Origin of the sequence: Salidesulfovibrio onnuriiensis (assembly GCF_008001235.1) — a bacterium.
Taxonomy (GTDB): Bacteria; Desulfobacterota; Desulfovibrionia; order Desulfovibrionales; family Desulfovibrionaceae; genus Pseudodesulfovibrio; species Pseudodesulfovibrio onnuriiensis.
Genome location: NZ_CP040751.1, coordinates 108786 through 128835, shown reverse-complemented (window position 1 = coordinate 128835; position 20050 = coordinate 108786). Strand labels below are relative to the sequence as shown.

General features: G+C 58.9%; 18 protein-coding genes. 16 read left to right on the top strand and 2 right to left on the bottom strand.

Annotated features, from left to right (window positions below; translation table 11 throughout):
• The first annotated feature begins 1 nt into the window (after nt 1).
• Entirely contained in the window at nt 2-898 is an 897-nt protein-coding gene (locus tag FGL65_RS00570) for a glycoside hydrolase family protein (RefSeq protein ID WP_147818845.1), read from the top strand.
• An 84-nt stretch (nt 899-982) separates the two neighbouring features.
• On the opposite strand, the gene FGL65_RS00565 is transcribed toward FGL65_RS00570, so the two are convergent.
• The gene (locus FGL65_RS00565) at nt 983-2326 is read right to left on the bottom strand and encodes a surface carbohydrate biosynthesis protein (RefSeq protein WP_147818843.1); all 1344 of its coding nucleotides are present in this window, start codon (nt 2324-2326) and stop codon (nt 983-985) included.
• Nucleotides 2327-2542: 216 nt separating this feature from the next.
• On the opposite strand from FGL65_RS00565, the gene FGL65_RS00560 reads away from it, so the two are divergent.
• The 15 genes from FGL65_RS00560 to FGL65_RS00490 all read left to right on the top strand — a co-directional run bounded on the left by FGL65_RS00560 (nt 2543) and on the right by FGL65_RS00490 (nt 18226).
• Nucleotides 2543-3388, top strand: a complete 846-nt coding sequence (locus FGL65_RS00560) for a sugar phosphate isomerase/epimerase family protein (RefSeq protein WP_222705783.1) — start codon at nt 2543-2545, stop codon at nt 3386-3388.
• A gap of 22 nt (nt 3389-3410) precedes the next feature.
• Nucleotides 3411-4238 carry an SDR family oxidoreductase gene (locus FGL65_RS00555; protein ID WP_147818841.1) on the top strand — a complete coding sequence of 276 codons (828 nt, stop codon included), beginning with the start codon at nt 3411-3413 and terminating at the stop codon, nt 4236-4238.
• A gap of 39 nt (nt 4239-4277) precedes the next feature.
• The gene (locus tag FGL65_RS00550; protein ID WP_147818839.1) at nt 4278-4874 is read left to right on the top strand and encodes a D-sedoheptulose-7-phosphate isomerase; all 597 of its coding nucleotides are present in this window, start codon (nt 4278-4280) and stop codon (nt 4872-4874) included.
• On the top strand, nt 4868-6139 hold the full coding sequence (locus FGL65_RS00545) for a hypothetical protein (protein ID WP_147818837.1): 1272 nt from the start codon (nt 4868-4870) through the stop codon (nt 6137-6139). The genes FGL65_RS00550 and FGL65_RS00545 overlap by 7 nt, the downstream gene beginning before the upstream one ends.
• A gap of 25 nt (nt 6140-6164) precedes the next feature.
• The gene (locus FGL65_RS00540) at nt 6165-7004 is read left to right on the top strand and encodes an N-acetylneuraminate synthase family protein (RefSeq protein ID WP_147818835.1); all 840 of its coding nucleotides are present in this window, start codon (nt 6165-6167) and stop codon (nt 7002-7004) included.
• Between the two features lie 132 nt (nt 7005-7136).
• Nucleotides 7137-8117: a methionyl-tRNA formyltransferase gene (locus FGL65_RS00535; RefSeq protein ID WP_187170472.1), complete on the top strand. Its 981-nt coding sequence runs from the start codon at nt 7137-7139 to the stop codon at nt 8115-8117.
• Nucleotides 8117-8800 (top strand): acylneuraminate cytidylyltransferase family protein, encoded by a 684-nt coding sequence (locus tag FGL65_RS00530; RefSeq protein WP_147818831.1) that lies wholly within the window; start codon nt 8117-8119, stop codon nt 8798-8800. The genes FGL65_RS00535 and FGL65_RS00530 overlap by 1 nt, the downstream gene beginning before the upstream one ends.
• Entirely contained in the window at nt 8793-10130 is a 1338-nt protein-coding gene (locus FGL65_RS00525; RefSeq protein ID WP_147818829.1) for an aminotransferase class III-fold pyridoxal phosphate-dependent enzyme, read from the top strand. The genes FGL65_RS00530 and FGL65_RS00525 overlap by 8 nt, the downstream gene beginning before the upstream one ends.
• Nucleotide 10131: 1 nt before the next feature.
• Nucleotides 10132-11145 carry a Gfo/Idh/MocA family protein gene (locus FGL65_RS00520; protein ID WP_147818827.1) on the top strand — a complete coding sequence of 338 codons (1014 nt, stop codon included), beginning with the start codon at nt 10132-10134 and terminating at the stop codon, nt 11143-11145.
• A 113-nt stretch (nt 11146-11258) separates the two neighbouring features.
• A complete protein-coding gene (locus FGL65_RS00515; protein ID WP_187170471.1) occupies nt 11259-12161 on the top strand; it encodes a class I SAM-dependent methyltransferase in 903 nt (300 codons plus the stop codon).
• Between the two features lie 113 nt (nt 12162-12274).
• Nucleotides 12275-13255, top strand: coding sequence for a glycosyltransferase family 9 protein (locus FGL65_RS00510; protein WP_250645540.1), 981 nt, complete (start codon nt 12275-12277; stop codon nt 13253-13255).
• 32 nt (nt 13256-13287) lie between these two features.
• A complete protein-coding gene (locus tag FGL65_RS00505) occupies nt 13288-14466 on the top strand; it encodes a glycosyltransferase family 4 protein (protein ID WP_187170470.1) in 1179 nt (392 codons plus the stop codon).
• A 96-nt stretch (nt 14467-14562) separates the two neighbouring features.
• Complete coding sequence (locus tag FGL65_RS00500; RefSeq protein ID WP_147818818.1) at nt 14563-16356, top strand: ABC transporter ATP-binding protein; 1794 nt, start codon at nt 14563-14565, stop codon at nt 16354-16356.
• Between the two features lie 14 nt (nt 16357-16370).
• Entirely contained in the window at nt 16371-16973 is a 603-nt protein-coding gene (gene cysC, locus FGL65_RS00495) for an adenylyl-sulfate kinase (protein ID WP_147818816.1), read from the top strand.
• 32 nt (nt 16974-17005) lie between these two features.
• Nucleotides 17006-18226 carry an ROK family transcriptional regulator gene (locus tag FGL65_RS00490; RefSeq protein ID WP_147818814.1) on the top strand — a complete coding sequence of 407 codons (1221 nt, stop codon included), beginning with the start codon at nt 17006-17008 and terminating at the stop codon, nt 18224-18226.
• 86 nt (nt 18227-18312) lie between these two features.
• Here the strand turns inward: FGL65_RS00490 and ptsP are convergent, their stop codons facing one another.
• A complete protein-coding gene (ptsP, locus tag FGL65_RS00485) occupies nt 18313-20037 on the bottom strand; it encodes a phosphoenolpyruvate--protein phosphotransferase (protein WP_147818812.1) in 1725 nt (574 codons plus the stop codon).
• Between the last annotated feature and the right edge of the window lie 13 nt (nt 20038-20050).

Sequence of the window (20050 nt, the reverse complement as noted above, 5' to 3'; positions counted from 1 at the left end):
CATGAGCGGCGCTGCGGGCTGGTGGCGGAATTGGGGGCGTGATCCCGGGCGGCTGTGGAACAGCGGGGGGCGCTCCTCGTTGAATTCCGAAGACCGCACGCTGCGCAACCAGACGCCGACTGTCGTGCCGGTCCGGGGCGGCTTCCGGATGTATTACGCCTCCACCCTTTCGCATGATCTGTTCGCAGGAGGGATACGCAGCGCGTTTTCCAAGAATGGCGTCACCTGGCAAGAGGAAGAGGGGTACCGACTTTCTTCCAGTGAGACGAACCGTGTATTGTGCCCGAGCACGGTAGCCCTGCCTGATGGGCGGCTACGGATGTTTTATGAGGTGCAGCGAAAGGGGCAAGGCTCTTTCATCGCCGCCGCCATTTCGCGGGATGGCTTGGAGTGGGCTCCGGAGAGGATGCATTGTCTTGAAGCGGACAAGGCCGCACTGGGGTCGCCCTGCATTGTTCCGCTGCAAAGGGGATACAGGCTTTATTATCATCATTACGAAGCCGGACCTCCTGAAAACGGCTTGCGGAATATCCGCAGCGCCTTTTCTTTGGGCGGCCTGGAATTCATTTCTGAACCCGGTATCCGGGTTGTGCAGGAAGCGGCCGACGAGGCATATGCCGTGTATGCCCCTGAGGTGATCCACGCCGGGAACGCGTGGCGCATGTACTACGCCGCCTGGCCGTCGGAGGGGTCTGGTCTGATCAAGACGGCGGTCTCCATGGATGGGTTGGCCTGGGAAAAGCAGGGCGTCGTCCTTGCTCCCGACGATGGCGACGGTGTGAAGGTGGTTTCCGAGCCGAGCCTGCTGGCGCTTCCGGATGGTCGTATGCTCATGCATTATGAGGCCTGCGATGTCTCTGGAAACTGGAGTATTCGCAGCGTGGCAAGTCGATCCTGAAAAACAAAATTCCCGCAGGCCGGAAAGGGCTGCGGGAATTTCATGTTTCGGTGAAGCGGTATTCGTGTGCGTTCTGCCGGAATGTTATTTGGGTTCCAGCAGGAAGGTGTCGATGTCGTACTCGCGGATACGAATCGGGGGAAGGGTCGGCTCCACTTCCCGGAAAAGTTCAATTTTTCGGCGTACTTCATTCATTGAAAGACCGGGGAACTTTTTCCGGGCCCGTAGGTCGAGTTCGTTCAGCCGGTCGCCTTTCCAGATTTTTCGCAGCTTTTTGGCCAACCGGTAAATCAGGGATTTGGGTTTGAGCCGCTGCGGGGTTCCCTCCCAGGGGAATTCCGCGAAGGTCGCAATCATTGCGGGTGCCGATTCCATGGTAATGTTAGCAAACAGTTGGCTCAATTTCTCTTCCTTTCGCCTTTTCTCTTCGGGCGGAAGGGTGGAGCGTCCGTCCTGTGCAAGCGCTTTCCCGACCACTTCAACGACATCGTCTTCGGATCCGAGAATTCGGCTGACTTCCAAGGGAGCCTCGGTGAGCCCCTCCCTGTGGTCCGGGGGAAGATAGCTGATCACTTCCTTGCCCACAAGAAATGCTTCGATACCCGTAGTGCAATCCACGTGAATGAACGCGTCGCAGTTGACGATCCACTCCAAGGAGCATCCTTCGTTGGTGACCAGGATGTTTTTCTCAGCAAAAAGATTGTCGTAAAAGGACATCTCTTCGGCGGGGTGCGGCCGGAAAACGATGTGGTGGTCCGGGTAGGTCGCCGCCAGCCTCCGGGCCAGCGCGATCAATCTGTTCAGCCGGTATTTTTCGCGTTCGGCGCGTTCGTCGTAGGCCTGCTCATCGAAGTCGTCGCCGAAGATGAAACGAAGATGTCCTTTTTCCTGTTCGTGGCTGAGCAGTGGGTTGGCGGCCTCCTGGTTCGATGCGATGAGGATGAATTTGTCTGGAATAGGCAGGCGTTTGCTGATTTTCTTATAGAAATCGGAACGTTCCGGCTTGTAGAGATCGAAGCGGGGGTTGCCGGTCACCAGCAGTTTTGCGGGATCCGCACCGAGTTTTTCGGTGTATTTGCGTTGCAGTTCTCCCCAAACAAAGACCTTATCGACCAAGTGTTGCGTTGGAATAAAGCCGGCGCCGACCTCGCCGTCGAAAAAGAGTTCGCCTCCACCCTCTTCGTCCTGAAGAAAGACGAAGCCTCCCATGCGTTTGATTTTTTCCTGCATGGGGACGCTGGGCTTGTTGCCTTTACTCATGTAATAGACGGGGCCTTCCAGGTCCTTGCGGAAAAATCTGTGAATCCTTGCTCTTATGCCTATGAGGGCGGGGTAACCGGCTTCCACGCATTTGGCGGCAAAATAGAGCCTTCCATCCAGGTCTCGATTTTGGATTTCCAGAGGCAGGCAAACGGGAGGTTTCATCATTGAATTCTCTGATTGTGGGTAGGGTATACGTCTATTGATATCGGTGTGTCGTATTGAAAAAGAAATACGGTGCAGGCAAGAGACCCACCATACATTTTGAACGCGTAGACAACTACGCACTTCACAATTCCTTGTCAAGCCGACTGCGCTGAAGCCCCGGCAGCACGGCTTTTCTATGCCTTTTCTTCCTCTACGAATTCATATATGGACATCGCCATGACCAATTCGAATCTTTCCCCGAGAATCGGGTTTATGCAGGGCCGCCTGTGCGATCTGGTGGACGGCCGGATACAGGCCTTTCCCTGGGATGACTGGCAAAAGGAATTCCCCGTGGCCCGGAGCCTGGGCGTGCGCCTCATGGAATGGACCCTGGACCACGACCGGCTTTACGAAAACCCCATCATGAACGAAGAGGGGCGAACCGCCATCCTGTCGCTGTGCCGTGAACACGGTCTTTTCATTCCAAGCCTTACCGGCGACCTGTTCATGCAGGCCCCGTTCTACAAGGCAAAGGGGAGCGAGCGCGAACAGCTGGTCAGCGACATGCAGAATGTCCTTGAGGCCTGCCGCCGCATTCAATGCAAGTTCATCTGCATTCCCCTGGTGGACGACGGACGCCTGGAGGACCGCGCCATGGAAGACGGGCTTGTCGCGGAAATGAAGAACGTGAGACCTTTCCTGGTCGAGCACGGGTTGGGCATCGTTTTCGAGTCCGATTACCAGCCCGGCGAGTTGAACCGTTTTATCCGCAGGCTCGACGAAGCCTGCTTCGGGGTCAACCTGGACACCGGCAACAGCGCAGCCTTCGGCTTTAAGTGTCGAGAGGAACTCGCCCTCTATACCGATCGCATCCTCAACGTGCACATCAAGGACAGGCTTCCCGACTTTGGAACAACCGTTCCCTTGGGCGCGGGGGTGGCCGAGATTGGAGAAACCATCCGGGGCCTGGAAGAGGCCGGGTACACAGGCAACTACATCCTGCAGACCGCACGGGCCGAGGACGGCGACCACGCCGGTGCTGTGGCCCGCTATGGCGCCATGGTCCAGGATTGGTTGGGCTAGCGAAATTTCAAGGAGCAGATATATGGAAAGTGTCATGGACCGCTACGCCCTGAAGGGTAAGGTGGTGATCATTACCGGCGGCTGCGGCCTGCTGGGGCGCAAGCATGCCGAGGCCGTCATGGAGGCCGGAGGCACGGCCGTGCTCTGGGACATTATCCCCAATGCCGACGATGTTGCCAGGGGGCTGGGTGAATCCCACGAGGGGCGCTGCTCCGGCGCACGGGTGGACATTACGGATCGCGCATCGATTGAGCAGGCTTTCGCCGAGGTGCTTTCCGCCCACGGCGGGGTGCACGGGCTCATCAACAACGCGGCCAACGATCCCAAGGTGGACGCTTCCAAGGGGTTTTCCTGGAGCCGTTTCGAGAATTTCGCATTGGACATGTGGAACAGCGACATAGCCGTCGGGCTGACCGGGGCCTTTCTGTGCGCCCAGGTAATTGGCAGCCACATGGCAGAAAACGGCGGAGGCTCCATCCTGAACATCGCCTCGGACCTGGGCGTCATTGCTCCGGACCAGCGCATTTACCGCCAGGAAGGCCTGGACGAGAAAGAGCAGCCGGTCAAACCCGTGACTTACAGTATCGTCAAGCACGGGCTTATGGGCCTGACCAAATACATGGCCACCTACTGGGCTCAGAAGGGTGTGCGGGTCAATTCCCTGGCCCCGGGCGGCGTGTACGCCGGCCAGCCCGACGACTTCGTGGGCCGGCTCACCAACCTGATTCCCATGGGACGTATGGCTGCGGTGGACGAGTACAAGGGGGCGGTGCTTTTCCTGATCTCGGACGCCTCGTCCTACATGACCGGAGCCAACCTGTCCGTGGACGGCGGCCGCACCTGCTGGTAGTCCCCGGACGAACCATTTTTTATATATGAGGATATAGCCATGGCAACCTTGAATGAACTCATCATTTCCCGGATTCAGGACAGCATCGACGTCAAACAAAGGCTGCTTGAATCCGATCAAATAAGCGTGATTCGCGACATGAGCCTTGCCGTGGCCGAAAGTCTGCGCAAGGGTGGGAAGGTCGTCTTTGCGGGCAACGGCGGCAGCTTTGCCGACAGCATTCATCTGGCCGGGGAGTTCGTGTCCCGCTTTACCATGGAGCGGGAGCCGCTCTCTGGGCTGGCTCTGGGCGCCAACAACTCCATTCTCACCGCCGTGGGCAACGACTACGATTACCGGGACGTGTTCCTGCGCGAGATCAAGGCGCTGGGCCGCGAAGGCGACGTGTTCATCGGTATCTCCACCAGCGGCAATTCGCCCAACATTGTGGCCTGCGTGGAGGCGGCCGAAAAGATGGGCATGGTCAGCTATGCCATGACCGGAGAAAACGCCTGCACGCTGCACGACATGTGCACCTGCTTCAAGGCCCCGTCCGGCTGCACGCCCCGCATTCAGGAAACCCACATTGCGGCGGGCCACATCCTTTGCGAACTGGTGGAGCGCATGCTCTGCGACCCGGAGTTTGATGCATGCTAGCGGCTGACGGCGCGCAGGCTTCCCAGTTTCTCTTTTTCGCAAGGCACTACAACGATATCGATCATGTCGTTCCCGTGATCTGGGGGCTCCTTCGCAAGGGAGTCGAGCCTTCTCGCATCAGATATATCGCCTATGAAGCCGATCCTTCCATAGAGCCCCGGCGGGATAAACGTCTTCAATTCCTGGCCCGGCAGGGGGTTGTTCTTGAGGCCCCCTATCTCTACGGAGGGTTTCGCTCCGTGTTGCATTGGCTTTCCGCCGCGCCGCTGGGAAAGCTGGTGCGCCGAAAAGCGCGTAAGTTTCTGTATCGCAAGCTGGTGGACCGCACTGCGCCCATGGAACATGCCGTCCAGGTCATCAGCCGGGCTCCCGAAGGGTCTGTGTTCATAACCGATCATAATCAGAGTTCGAATGCGCTGGCCCTGATCGAAGAGGCGAAAAAAAAAGGCTTCCCCACCGTGAGCCTCCCCCATGGTTTTCAGTTCCATTACGGGCATGCCGACCCCGAAGGGCAGGAGATTATCCTTTCCTCGGTTACCGCCAGGCCGCTGGTGAGTTGTTTTGACCATGTGGTGGTCAACGACGAGTGGCAGCGGGAGCTTGCCGACGCAGATGTGGATAATCCCGGTAGGCTGCATGTCTTCGGACTACCGAGGTTCGACCCGGAATGGGTCCGCGAACTCTGCAACATGTATCCGGCCCCGGCGTCGAAGACCGGCCGTCTCAAGGTGCTGGTTATCCTTGAGAAGGGAGACATGTCCGTCAACGGAAGGTTTGTGGAATGGATCAATGCGGAGGAACAGTTCCGCGCCATCGACTTTCTGGCCAAGCATCCCTGCGTCGAATTGAAGATCAAGGGCAATGCCAGGGGGGTGAGCCACCGTCAGTCCAAGATGCTTCGGGCCTATAAAAGATATTTGGCGGAAGACGCCATACCCACGAACCAGTTGATCTCCTGGGCGGATCTGAGCGTCGGCTGTTGTTCCAGCGTGTTCATGGACGCCTTCGTGCGCAATAAGCCCGTAATTCTCCTGGAGTACGCCACCTCTGTCAAAATGGCGCTTCGTGGCTTTGGTTTTGATGCCAATCCGGGCAGTTATGAGGATTTCACGGTCATGGTCAACAAGCTCGTTGAACGCAGGGCCGAAAACCTGTATGACGAGAAATCGTTGCAGCAGATGATTAAGTATTACGTATACGGTGGCAGTTCTGGACGCTCCGTCGTGGACACATACGCAGATTTTCTACAATCTCTTATAAATTAGGTATTTCTCACAGGAGGAAGGTTCCATGAGCATTTTCATAATCGGTGAAATTGGCATCAACCACAACGGTGACCTCGATATTACCAAGAAGCTCATTGATGGCGCTGTTGAAGCCGGAGCCGATGCCGTCAAATTTCAGAAGCGGACCATCGACAACGTGTACACCCAGGAATTTCTGGATTCCCCGCGCGAAAGCCCCTGGGGAACCACCCAGCGTGAACAGAAGGAAGGCTTGGAGTTCGATCGCGAAGGATACGAGGAGATTGATCGTTACTGCAAGGAAAAGGGCATTCACTGGTTTGCTTCGGCATGGGACCTGGACGCCCAGGATTTCCTGCACAGCTTTGACATCAAGTACGACAAGGTCGCCTCGGCCATGCTGACCAATCTTCCGCTGCTGGAGAAGATCGCAGCCAAGAAGCGCCATACCTTTATTTCCACCGGCATGCACACCGTGGAGGAAATTCAGACCGCAGTGGATATTTTCCGCAAGCATGGTTGCCCGTTTGAACTTATGCATTGCGTGTCCACCTATCCCATGCCGGACGAGGACGCCAACCTGCGTGTCATGGGCACCCTGCGCGAACGTTTCGGCTGCAACGTGGGTTGGAGCGGCCATGAGGTGGGTCTGACGGTGTCCGTGGCCGCCGCAGCATTGGGGGCATCCTCCATCGAGCGCCACATCACCTTGGATCGCGCCATGTATGGCTCCGACCAGGCCGCTTCCGTGGAAATAGGTGGTTTTCAGCGCCTGGTGCGCATGATCCGCACCGTGGAAAAGGCCCTTGGCAGCCCTGAAAAGCAGATCGGTGAGAAGGAAGCCTCCATCAGAAAGAAGCTGGCTCCCATCAACACACCGTCTTAAATCACTATGACAGCGCTCGAAAACGGCTCATTACAAGTCGCGAGCGGCACAATGAATATACCGGCCCAAAAGGACCTTCGGTTTGTCCTTTTGGGTTCCGGTTTCCATTTGTGCTCCTTCGCGGAAATGCTGGTGGAGTCAGGCTTTCCCAACCCCCTCATCATGACGCATCCGCGCGATCAGCATGTCCGGGATGCCACTCTGCTGACCTCGCCCGAGCTTTACAAGAACGTCTTTGAGACCGCGGAGCGTCTGGGTCTGCGCGTGTTCGAGACCTCGACTGTCAACACCCCCGATTCCCTGGAGGTGCTCAGGGAGGAGGGTGTTACCGCTGGTTTTTCCCTGAGCTGTCGGAGTATTATCAAACGTGATTTCATACGGGCGGTAAACGGGTTCATTTTCAATATCCACCCCAGTATGCTTCCCGCCGAACGCGGCGGCGGCACTTTTTCCTGGCGAATCCTCAACAACAGCAAAGAGGTTTCAGCCACGGTCCACGTGTTGGATGAAGGCATTGACACCGGGGCGGTCATCGTCCAGAAACGGACCGAGCTGGAAAAGGAATTCCCTACCCCGCATGATTATCTGGTGGGCACCAACAGGGTCTACCTGGAGTTGCTGCGGGAATTCCTTTCGTTCTGCAGGCAAGGTGCGGTTCCTTGTCATCCGCAGAGCGAGGAGGAGAGCACGTATCTCCCCCGGTTGTATACCGAGCAGAACGGGGCCATCGATTGGAACTGGAGCGATGTTGCGGTCGAGCGTTTTATCCGCGCCTTCGGTGCCCCCTATCCCGGGGCCTTCACCTATGCGGGCGAGCGTCGCTTTCATATCCCCGAGGCCCGGCTTGAACCATTGCCGCGGCCGAATCATCCCTTTCTCAAGGGAAGGGTCGTCGGTTTTACCGACAAAGGCGAGGCCCGAGTGTTCATGCTGGAGAACATGCTGGTGATTCCCACCGTGGTCGTGGACGGCCAGTCCCTGGTCTCGGCCGACTTCCTTTCAGTCAATACGACTCTGCACACGCCGTGGGCCATCCTGGCCGAGGCTCGTACGGCTGTCCCCAAGGTGGCGTCAATGACCAGCACCCCCGGCAAGGTGCAACAGGAAAAGTGATGAAGCACATAGCGATCATTCCCGCCCGCATGGGCAGCGTCGGGTTCAAGTTCAAGAATCGCAAGTTTTTCGACATCACCGCCGATTTCGTGGACACGGTGGACTGGTTCGACCGCGTCATCGTCTCCACGGACGACCCGGTGATAAGCGAGTATGCTTCCAGGCATGCCTACGAAGTTCATGAACGTCCCGGGGAGCTGGCCGGACCGGCCGTTTCCATCCACCAGGTCTTCGACCATGTGGTGGCGACCATGGACATCGAGCCCGACGACGTTCTCTGGCTGTTCTACCTGCCGGTGCTGTTTAAGAACAGAAGGCATTTCGAAAACGCCAAGGCGCTTATCGATTCCGCATCCTGCGACAGCCTGTGCACCTTCGTGCCCGTGAAGACGCATCCCTTCAACTGCTGGAAGTATGATGAAGACGCCGGTAAGCTGGCGCAATACGTGGAAAACGATTGCTTCCGACGCCAGGACCTTCCCCCGGCCTGGATCCACTACCATTATGTATACTGCTTTCGGGCCCGCGCGCTGGACAGCCTCAATTCCGAGATGATCTGCGCCGACACCCATCCCTATTTTCTGGATGAGACGACCCGGGATAAACTGATCGAAATAGACACCCCGGAGGACTATGACCGTTGGAAGGCGGCCGGTTGCCCCATGGGAGGAGACGATGAGTAAGAAATTCAGCATTGCCAAATCCGACGAGATATACGCCCGGGCGCAGAAGGTCGTACCCGCCGGCAGCCAGACCTTTTCCAAGGGCGTGACCCAGTTTGTGGAAGGCGTGGCGCCCAAGTACCTGCACCGCGGCAAGGGCGCCAACGTCTGGGATGTGGACGGGAATCAGTTCCTGGACTACGTCATGGCCTGCCACCCCATCATCCTCGGCTATGCCGACGACGACGTGAACCGCGCGGTAGTGGAGCAGCTTGAGCTGGGTTCCACCTTCAGCCTCATGAATGAGCTGGAAGTGGAGGTGACCGAAAAGATCATCGAGACGGTTCCCTGCGCCGAGGCGGTCCGCTTCGGCAAGAACGGGGCCGACGCCACCAGCGTGGGCGTGCGCATCGCCCGGGCGGTCACCGGCCGCGAACACATCGCCTATTGCGGCTACCACGGCTGGCATGACTGGTATATCGCCAACACCGACCTGAACAGCGGCGTCCCCGAGTTCAACAAGCAGCTTGCCCATTCGTTCAACTACAACGACCTGGACAGTCTGGAGAGCATCTTCAAGGCCCACCCGGGCGAGGTGGCCATTGTCATCATGGAGCCGCTCACCGTCCTGGAGCCCAAGGACAACTTCCTGGCCGAGGTCAAGAAGATGGCCCATCACTACGGCGCGCTGCTCATGTTCGACGAGATCATCACCGGTTTCCGCTTCGCCATCGGCGGAGCCCAGGAACTCACCGGCGTAACCCCGGACCTGACCTCGCTGGCCAAGGCGGTATCGAACGGCATCCCGCTTTCGGCCATCTGCGGCAAGAAGGACTACCTCTTCGCCCTGGAGCAGACTTTTTTCTCCTTTACCTATGGCGGCGACTGCATCGGCCTGGCCGCAGCCAACGCCTGCATTCCAAAGATCCAGCGCGAGGACGTGCCCGGCCATCTCTGGAAGGTGGGCGAAAAGTTGAAAGACGGCTTCAACACGCTGGCCGAGGAGATCGGGGTTGCCGATTTCTTCCAGTGCGTGGGCTACCCCTGCCGCACGGTCATCACCTTTGACGGGCAGGACAGGTACAACGACCTGGAAATGAAGTCCTACATCCAGCAGGAACTGCTTTACGACGGCATTCTCTGGGCCGCCTATCACGCCCTTTCCTGGGCCCACAAGGACGAAGACATCGAACGCACCCTGAAGGCCTACGAACGCGCCCTGACCGGGTTCAAGAAGATCGTGGACAAGGGCCTGGACCTGCGCTCACAGATCGACGGCATTCCGGTTCGTCCGGTTTTCCGCAAGGTGGCCGATTTCAACTCCTACACCCGCAAAGGAAAGAAGGTGTAGCATGAAGGCGCTTTTTCTCGGGCTTGGCGGCGTGGGCCAGCGCCATCTGCGCAACCTGCTGAGCGTCATGCCCGACGCCCAGCTCGGGGCCGTGCGTCATACGGACCGTGCCTTCGAGATCGGCTTTGACCTGCAGCCCGACTATTCCGTGGATATAATGGAAAAATACGGCATTGCCCGTTTCTCCAGCCTGGAGGAGGGCGTTGCCTGGCAGCCGGACTGCGCGATCATCGCCTCGCCCACCAGCGCCCACATGGATCAGACCACGGCACTGGTGCGGGCCGGCGTCCCGGTCTTCCTGGAAAAGCCGGTCTCTGCCGACAGCGAAGGACTGGACGAACTGCTGGCCCTCATGGAGGAAAAGCATACGCCGGTCATGGTGGGCTACATGTTCCGCTTTCACCCGGGCGTTCAGCGCTTCATGGATCTGGTCGAGGAGCAGGCCGCGGGCCGCATGCATTCCATGCACGTGCAGCTCAACTCCTACATGCCCTCCTGGCACAGTTACGAGAAATACAACGAATTCTACGCGGGCCGGAAGGACCTGGGCGGCGGGGCCGTGCTCTCCGAGATCCACGAGCTGGATCTGGTGGCCGCCATGTTCGGCAGGCCCGAGAAGGTCTTTGCCTCGGGCGGCAAGCTTTCCTCCCTGGACATGGATGTGGAGGACACGGTCTGCTCGCTCATGGAATACCGGCTGGACGGTCGTCCCTTTCCCGTGACGCTGCAGATGTCGTTTGTGCAGCGTCCCCCCGTGCGCACCATCACCATCCATGCCGAGAACGGCTTTGTCCGCTGGGACGGCATGCGAAGCCTGGTCACCGTGGAACACGTGGAGCAGGGCACGCGGAAGGAGGACTTCTCCTCGTTCGATCGCAACGAGATGTTCGTGGAGGAAATCCGGCATTTTGTGGACTGCGTGAGGAGCGGGGCCGAGCCGAAAACCAATCTGTCCCGGGTGGTGGAGGGCCACCGGCTGGCGCTGGAGATCCGGAACTGCGTGGGAATAGATTAACCTGAGCTGATTCAATGCAATATAAGTCGATATTATCATCAGAATACACCAAGCCCAAAGCTCGTCGTGTGAAGCGTATCAAAGGTGGGCGCAAGGCTATACGCGATCAGGTCTTGTCCAAGATCGCCAGTGGAGAATACTCCTTTGAACAGGTGTCATGTCCGTGTTGCGGGAGCGATGTTCACGGGGTGGTGTCCAATTTTGACCGCGATTTCCTGCCTGTGCAGATTGTTTTGTGCCGCGACTGCGGCATGATGTACCAGAGAAGGCGACTGGACCAGAAGTCCCTGTCGGGATTTTACTCCCATGAATACAGAGACCTTTATAATCCAGGATTTCGTGGCAACAGCGAGGTTTATCGCCAGAACATCGAAATCGCCCGCGCGGACTATGAAACCATTATGGGCATGCTTGGCGGAACCCCCAGGTTTGTGTGCGAGGTGGGCATGCATTTCGGGGCGCTTCTGAGCCAGTTCGTGGGCAAGGAATGCCGTGTTGCGGGTACGGACTACGACGCGGCGGGTATCCGGTTCGCCAGAGAGGAGCTGGGTCTGAGCGATGTGTTTGTCGGTCCTTCAACCGAATTGCTTAAGCTTGGGGACAAGCCTGATCTGCTTATGTATATGCATGTTCTTGAGCACATCAATGATTTGGATGGCGAATTCGAGATCATGCGCGAAATTCTTCCCGACGGCGGACATCTGTTTCTTTCGGTTCCCGGCGTCCTCAGCTGGCCCGCCCGCCAGGAAAATGACATTCTGCATACCCTGCAGCTGGCCCATTCGCATTATTTCTCCCTTCCCCATCTCGTTCACGTCGCAGCTCGGCATGGTTTCCGCTTCCTGCAGGGGGACTCCGAAGTGAGGGCGCTATTCGTCAAGACACCGGAAGCGGACATTTCCGATCCAGTGCCCAACGAGTACGAAATCGTGTACAAGGAGCTGAAGCGTATGGACCGGCTCTGGGCCAGGGAAAAGACCTTTAGAAAGCTGAAACAGATTTTCGGAATCAAATAAATCAACTGTCGGCTGGCCTATGTCAGCCGCAAGTTTTTCATATGCAGTCAACCACAACCATTCAACCTGGGAAAATTCTTGTCTGCCAACAGCATCAAATCGGTGATGTCCTGTTGGCCACACCCTGTATCCGTCTGTTGCACGAGCGTTTTCCCGATGCCGAGTTGCATTTTCTGACCGAGAGGAAATGCACCCCCGTGCTGGAGAACAACCCGCTGCTCAGCAAGGTCTGGGTCATCGACAAGGCTGCGGGATTATCCGGAATGCTTTCCCTGTATTCTGGCATACGCCGTGAAAACTACGACCTTGTCGTCGACTTTCAGCAGCTTATCCGGCTCAAACTGGGCGTGTTTCTCAGCGGAGCCCCGATCCGGCTCACCTACAAACCCAAGTGGTACAACCGGCTATTTTACAACCTCTACGGCAATGAGGGCAAAGGGTATGCCTCCAAGGCCAAGGCCGGAGTGCTCGGTCCCCTGGGGGTGGAATGGGACGGCCAGCGCCCCGAGTTGTTTCTCACGGAACTCGAGAAGGCCTGGGCCCGGGACTATCTTTCCTCCCTGGGAGTGGGGGCGGACGCTTTTCTGCTGACCATCGACGCCACCCATCGACGCATTACCCGAAAATGGCCCGAGGAATATTACGCCAAGCTCATTCGCATGGTGGCTGAAAAGTATCCACAGGTCCGCATGCTCATGCTTTACGGCCCGGGCGAGAAAGACGTGGTGGACAACATCGTGGCACAGGCGGGCAATCCCTCCCAGTGCCTGGTCCCGCAGGACCAGACCACCCTGCGCCAGATGGCTGCCATCCTTGAGCGGGCCAACGGGCATTTCGGCAACTGTTCATCCCCGCGTCACTTTGCCGTTGCCGTGGGCACCCGGTCCCTGATCATTCAGGGCTCCAACAAGCCGGGCGGCTGGACCTTCCCGTCCGAGGATCATGCATACATCCGTAACGAGCACGGCAATAATCCATGCCTGGGCTGCAATAAGTCCGAATGCCGTCTGGGCACTCTGGAATGTCTCTACGAACTGGAGCCCGAGGCAATTTTCAAGCGCCTGGAGTCCTTCTTTTTCCAGGGTATGGACTGAGTCCCGCCGCCGGGGTATTGTCCCGCATCGTCATGCATATCAAACAGCTTTATTTCGCCAAGAAGTTCATCCTTCCCTCGCGGGCGGCCAATTCGCTTCAGTCCTTGACCATGGCTTACGCCTTTGCTTCGGCCGGGGTGCGTACCACCCTGTTTCCGGGTTTCAAGGGACAGCGGGATCACGCCGCGTATCGCCGGGAATTGGAAAATGCCTATGGACTTGTGCCCGTCGATGCATTGAATCTGAAATCCCTTTATGGCGGGCACAAGGGAATCTATGGCGTGAATTTCCGAGCCAAGATGGCCGCCGCCTGGTTTGCGGCGGGGCCGGGAACGGTCTTTTATTCCCGGGACATCAAGGAAGCCCTGATGCTGGCACGCCTCAAAAGGCGTTTCGGTTTGAAGCGCCCCCTGTTCTTCGAGATGCACGAGATCCTGGCCGAGCAGCACCGCCGAAACGGCACGGGCCGGGAGGAGCGGTTCAGAAGGCTTGAGCTTGAACTGCTGGATCAGCTCGACGGCGTGGTGGTCATCAGTCCATTGCTTGCGGACGATCTCGAGGCGTTTTACGCACCGGACGTTCCGGTGTTTTCCGCTCCCATGGGGTTCAATGAACAGATCTTTTCGCCGGTGCCCGATGTTGACTTGTCCGGACAGGTGAATCTGGCCTATGCGGGCAGCCTCTATGAGGCCAAGGGCATTCACGATCTGGTGGAGGCCATGCGCCACCTGCCCGAGCGTTTTCGGCTGCTGGTCATGGGTGGCAATCCCGGCGAGGAGCTGACACGGCTGCGGACAATGGCGGCCGGGATCCCGGGAGGAAGGGGCCGTATCGAGTTTTTCGGACACCTTTCGCCGGTTGAACTGGCCGCGCGGCTGCGGAATTGCCATATTTTCGTTATCCCGCAGAATTCCAGGGCGGAGTTTTTTTCTCCCATCAAACTATACGAAGCCATGGGCCTCGGGCTGCCCATGGTGGTCACCCCGGTTCCGGCCATCAGCGCGGTGCTGGAGGACGGGAAAAATGCGGTCTTTGCCGAAGACACGGCCCCGAGGGCCCTTGCCCGGGCCGTGGAGCGCCTCGCGGGCAGCCAGGGGCTTGCCCGCAGCCTGCAGAGTAATTGCCGGGAAGAGGCAATTGCCCATACATGGAAACAGCGGGCAAAGGACTGTCTCGATTTCATGCGGGACGTTTTGAACCGCCGGGAATAACGACTGGACGCTTTCGGCGCGATTCGGCATACTCCCATCGCCTGTGCCCTGGAAACGGCGCAGGCGGATTTTGATATCAATTAACCCACCATATATATGTCTCACACAAATCTGGACAACATACATCTTTTTTCCAGCAAGTATCTTCTTCGGCGTTGCTGGGAATATTTCAAGCCCTACAAGTGGTACGTGCTCATCTCCCTGGCGATGTCCTCCTTTTACAGCGCCTGTGATGGCGCACTCGTGTACATTGTCAAGCCGGCCATCGACGAGATTTTCATAAGCAAAGACAGTCAGATGCTGCTGATCATTCCCATCGTGGCATTCGGCATTGTCTTTGTGAAAAGCAATGTCCGTTTTATTCAGAACTATCTCATGTGCATAGCGGGCTACCGGGTGCTTGAACAGCTGCGCAACGACCTGTTCGCAAAGGTGGTGGCCTTGCCGTTCAAGTATTTCGAGGCAAGCCGTGTCGGTGTGCTCATGTCCCGCATCCTGGGTGATGTCGCCGGCATCCGGGAATCGGTGCCGCATATGGTGATGATCGTGCGGGAAGTTCTCAAGCTGATTTTCGTCATCGGGGTGGTCGTCTACCAGGACGTCCACTTGGCCTTTTGGGCTCTGATCGTTCTGCCGGTTGTCATTTATCCGTTCATTTACTTCGGCAAGAGGTTGCGGAAGCTCGGCAGACGTTTGGCGGTTCAGGCTGCGGAGATCAATTCCGTGGTACAGGAGACTTTGTCCGGGATACGGGTCATCAAGACCTTCAATACCGAAAAGCGGGAAAGCAGCGGTTTCAAGGGGCATTCCGCGGAGATAGTGACCATCTCGAAGAAACAGGTGCTGGCCAGCGAAGCTTCCTCGCGAATGATGGAACTCATCAGCGGCCTGGGCATCAGTCTCGTGATCTGGTACGGCGGCCTCCAGGTGGTTGAGGGCTCCATGACCCCGGGTACCCTGTTTTCCTTTATCGTGGGTTTGGCCGTCTTGTATGAGCCAGTCAAGAAGCTGGACAACTCCAACCGCATGATCCAGAAGTCGTTGGCCTGCGCAGAGCGCGTCTTCGGTTTGCTGGACGACCCGAACGTCAAGGTGGAGTCGGGCGGCGTTCTTCCCTTCCCCGAGGAATTTGAGTCCCTGGAGATCGGAAATATCACCTTCAGCTACGAATCATGCATCTCTCCGGTTCTCAAGGATTTCAACCTGACTATCCGGCGGGGCGAATGTGTGGCCCTGGTGGGGCCAAGCGGGTCGGGCAAGACCACCCTGGCCAATCTGATTCCGCGTTTCTACGACGTGCAGGAAGGCTCCCTGCGGCTCAACGGAATCGAGTTGGGGCAGTATGATCTCGGTAAGCTGCGTCTGGGTATGGGCATGGTTTCCCAGGATACCTTTCTGTTCAATTCCTCGGTTGCGCAGAATATTGCCTATGGTCACGACGACATCGATCGGGAAGCGGTGGCGCTTGCGGCCAAGGCTGCGTATGCGCATGAATTTATTGAAAATTTGCCGGAAGGGTATGATACGGTTGTGGGAGAGCGGGGAACGCGCCTTTCCGGTGGCCAGAAGCAGCGCCTCACCATTGCCCGCGCCCTGTTCAAGAATCCGCAGTTGCTGATCCTTGACGAGGCCACCAGCGCCCTGGACACAGAGTCCGAGCGCATTGTGCAGAAGGCCCTGGACAACCTCATGAAGTCCCGCACCAGCATTGTCATCGCGCACCGGCTTTCCACGGTCATCAATGCGGACCGCATCGTGGTCATGCAGCAGGGCGAGATCGTGGATGTGGGCAGCCATGAGGAATTGCTGGGGCGATGCGAATTGTACGATAAGCTGTATTCCATGCAGTTCCGGGAAGCCGGGGAAGACTCCGGGGCCTGTGAATCCTAGGGACAGGGAAAATAATGAAAAAGTCAGAACAGAATATCTGTTGTTTTCGCGGTGAGGTCTGCCGGGCGGACCGGGAGGAACAGAATCTCCATAAAAGTGCGGTCTTCTGGTTTACCGGGCTTTCCGGCTCTGGGAAATCCACCATTGCCCACGGCGTGGAAAAGAGGCTTTTCGACCAGGGACTCAAGTGCGTGGTCTTTGACGGCGACAATGTGCGCCACGGCCTGTGCGGCGACCTGAGCTTTTCCCCCGAGGGCCGGGCCGAGAACCTGCGCCGTATTGCCGAGGTTGCCAAGCTGTTTGTGGAAAACGGCACCATTTGCCTGTGCGCCTTCATTTCCCCGCTCGCGGCGGACAGGACCAAGGCCAGGAATATTGTCGGCGCGGATGATTTTCACGAGATATATGTGCAGTGCCCAGTGGAGGTCTGCGAGGAGCGGGACGCCAAGGGGTATTACAAGATGGCCCGCGAGGGGAAGATCAAGAACTACACGGGAATTTCCGCCCCCTATGAGGAACCGGCCGCACCCGAATTTCGCATGGAGACCGCCGGGATGGCCGTGGAGGATTCGGTTCAGGCGGTTTTCGATTTCGTCATCAGCAGGGTCGGCCGTTAGTGACAACCACCTGGAACTGGAAAGAGCAAGCCATGCCAGCAGCCAACAGAGATCTCATGCGGGCCATGAACCGCTGCAACGTGCTTCGGACCATTCGGCTGGCCGGGACCATTTCCCGCCGTGATATCGCCGCCCAGACCGGATTGAGCCAGGCCACGGTCACGGCCATCACCGCCGAGCTCATCAAGGACAACCTGATTTTCGAGAAGGAGGCCCTGGGCACCACCACGGGCCGTCCTCCCGTGCTTCTGGCACTCAATCCGGACGGCGCCTTCGTGGCCGGGGTCTATGTGTCCTCGGACCGCATCAGCGTGGTGGTCATCAACCTGGAGGCCCGCGTGCTGGCCTCCCATGAACTGCCTCTGGAGGCGGACGTCACCGACCCGGTGCAGGTGGCCGACCGCGTGGCCGAGTCCGTGCGCGCCTGCTGCATCAGCCACGGCTTCCTGCCCGACGACATTTCCGGCCTGGGCCTGGGCATTCCCGGCCTGGTCAACGCCCACACCGGTGTGGTCCATTTTCATCCGGGCTTCAACCAGGGCTTCAACTGGTCGAACGTGCCCTTCCGTGAACTGGTGGAAAAACGCACCGGCTTCGAGACCTTTATCGAGAACAGCTCCAACGCCCTGGCCATCTATGAGCACTGGTTCGGCGAGGCGCGCGGCTGCGACGATTTTCTGGTGGTTACCCTGGAACATGGCGTGGGCCTGGGCATCTTTGCCGACGGCCGCCTGGTGCGCGGGCACAAGGGCATGGCCGGGGAACTGGGCCACATCCGGGGCAGTTCCAAGGGTACGGCCTGCCGCTGCGGCCTGAACGGCTGCCTGGAGGCAGTGGCCTCCACCTATTCCATCATGCGTGACGCCCGCAAGCTGGTGAAGCAGGGCATCTGGGAGATGGGCAAGAAGGCCGAGGAGATCACCCTGGAGGACGTCGTGGATGCGGCCAAGGCTGGCGAACCCTCCCTGGAGGAGATCATCCGCAGGGCGGGCAAGGTCATCGGTTACCGCATTTCCGACCTGACCCGGCTCCTGGACCCGGAAAAGGTGGTCATCACCGGCAAGGGCTACCTGGCCAAGGACATGCTTTTCGAACCCCTGGTCCGGGCCATGAAGGAACGGCGCTGCGAGGTTTTCGGCAGCATGCCCGAACTGATCATCCAGCCCTGGCAGGCCGAGAACTATGCACGCGGGGCAGGCGCGCTGGTCCTGCAGCAGTTGCATCAGAACTGCAACATCCATCTCGTCGAATAGGGATTTTTGCCGATACAGGCAAACAGGCCCCGATGCGTCCGCGTGGAACGCATCGGGGCCTGTTCTTATGTCGCGTGTGGATTGTTCTATTTGTTGAGCAGCTTGTCCAGCGCGGCCTTGACCTCCGCCGCCGTGGGCAGGGCCAGAATGGTTTCGGCCAGCTGTTGCAGTTCCTCGCTGCTGTGCTCGCGCACGGCCTTCTTGATGCGGGGAATGTGCACCGCGCTCATGCTCAGTTCGTGGACGCCCATGCCGATGAGCAGCAGGGCCGAAGCGACCTCTCCCGCCATCTGCCCGCAGACACAGATGCCCTTGCCTTCCTGGCGCGCGGCGTCGGCCGCCAGCTTGATGGCCTGGAGCACGGCCGGGGACAGGGGCTCATACAGGTCGGCGATGCGCGTGTTCATGCGGTCGACCGCCAGGGTGTACTGGGTCAGGTCGTTGGTGCCGATGCTGAAGAAGTCCACTTCCTTGGCGAAGAGGTGAGCCAGCAGCGCTGCCGCGGGCGTTTCCACCATGATGCCAAGGGGCAGGTCCCTGGCGTATTCCACGCCTTCCGCCTCCAGAGAGGCCGCGGCTTGGGCCAGGGCCTCTTTGAAGGCGCGCACTTCGTCCAGCGATGCGATCATGGGCACCATGATGCGCACGTTGCCGTGCATCCCCGCCCGCAGCATGGCGCGGAGCTGGGTCTGGAAGACCTTGGTGCGCTCGAAGCAGAGCCGGATGCCCCTGCAGCCCAGGAAGGGGTTTTCCTCGTGGGGCAGGGCCATGTATGGCAGATCCTTGTCGCCGCCCACATCCAGCGTGCGGATGACCACGGGATGGTCTCCCATGGTCTCCACCACGGATTTGAAGGCCTTGTACTGTTCTTCCTCGCTGGGGCTTTCCGTGCGTTCCATGAACAGGAACTCCACGCGGTAGAGGCCCACGCCTTCGGCTCCCTTGGCGGCAGCGGGCGCGGCGTCTTCGGGCGAGCCCACGTTGGCGGCCAGCTTGATGCGCACCCCATCCGTGGTCACGGCGGGCAGGTCGCGCAGGGCGGCCAGCTCCTCCCGTTCCCTTTCAAAGGAGGCGCGGCGCTCGTCAAAGGCCTGCAGCTCCTCGCCGGACGGGTTCACGAGAATGACATTGGCCTCCGCATCCACGGCCACCATGTCGCCGTCGCTGATGCTGGAGAGCGCGGCCGGAGTGCCGACAATGGCCGGAATCTCCATGGAGGCGGCCATGATGGCCGTGTGGGAGGTGCGGTTGCCTTTCTCCGTGATGATGGCCCTGACCATGGCCGGGTCCAGGACCGCGGTCTGGGACGGGGTCAGGTCGTCGGCCACCAGCACCACTTCGGTGTCGATGGTGCTCAGGCTGGTGGGCACGATGCCCAGACAGTTGAGCACCACGCGCCGGGACATGTCGCGCATGTCGACGGCGCGGGCGCGGAGATATTCATCGTCCAGTTGTTCCAGGGCCGTGGCGTGTTCCTCGCAGACCGCTTCCACGGCCGCCGGGGCGTTGTGCCGCTGGTCCCGGATCTTTTCCTCCAGGGCTTCGGCCAGTTCCTCGTCCTCGAGGATCATGAGATGGCCCTCGAAGATGGCGGCCTGTTCCTCGCCCATCTTGACGCGCACACGCTCCATGATGGAGGTGAGCTGCTCGGCCGAGGCGGCCATGGCTGCCTTGAGCCGCGCCAGCTCCCTGTTGGCCGAGCCTTCGGGGATGGGGGAGCGGTCAAAGGCCGGGGCCTGGGTGCGGAGCACCAGGGCCGGGGCCGTGGCCAGACCGGGGGAAACGGCGATGCCTGTGAGTGTAGTCGTCATGACGCGTACCGCT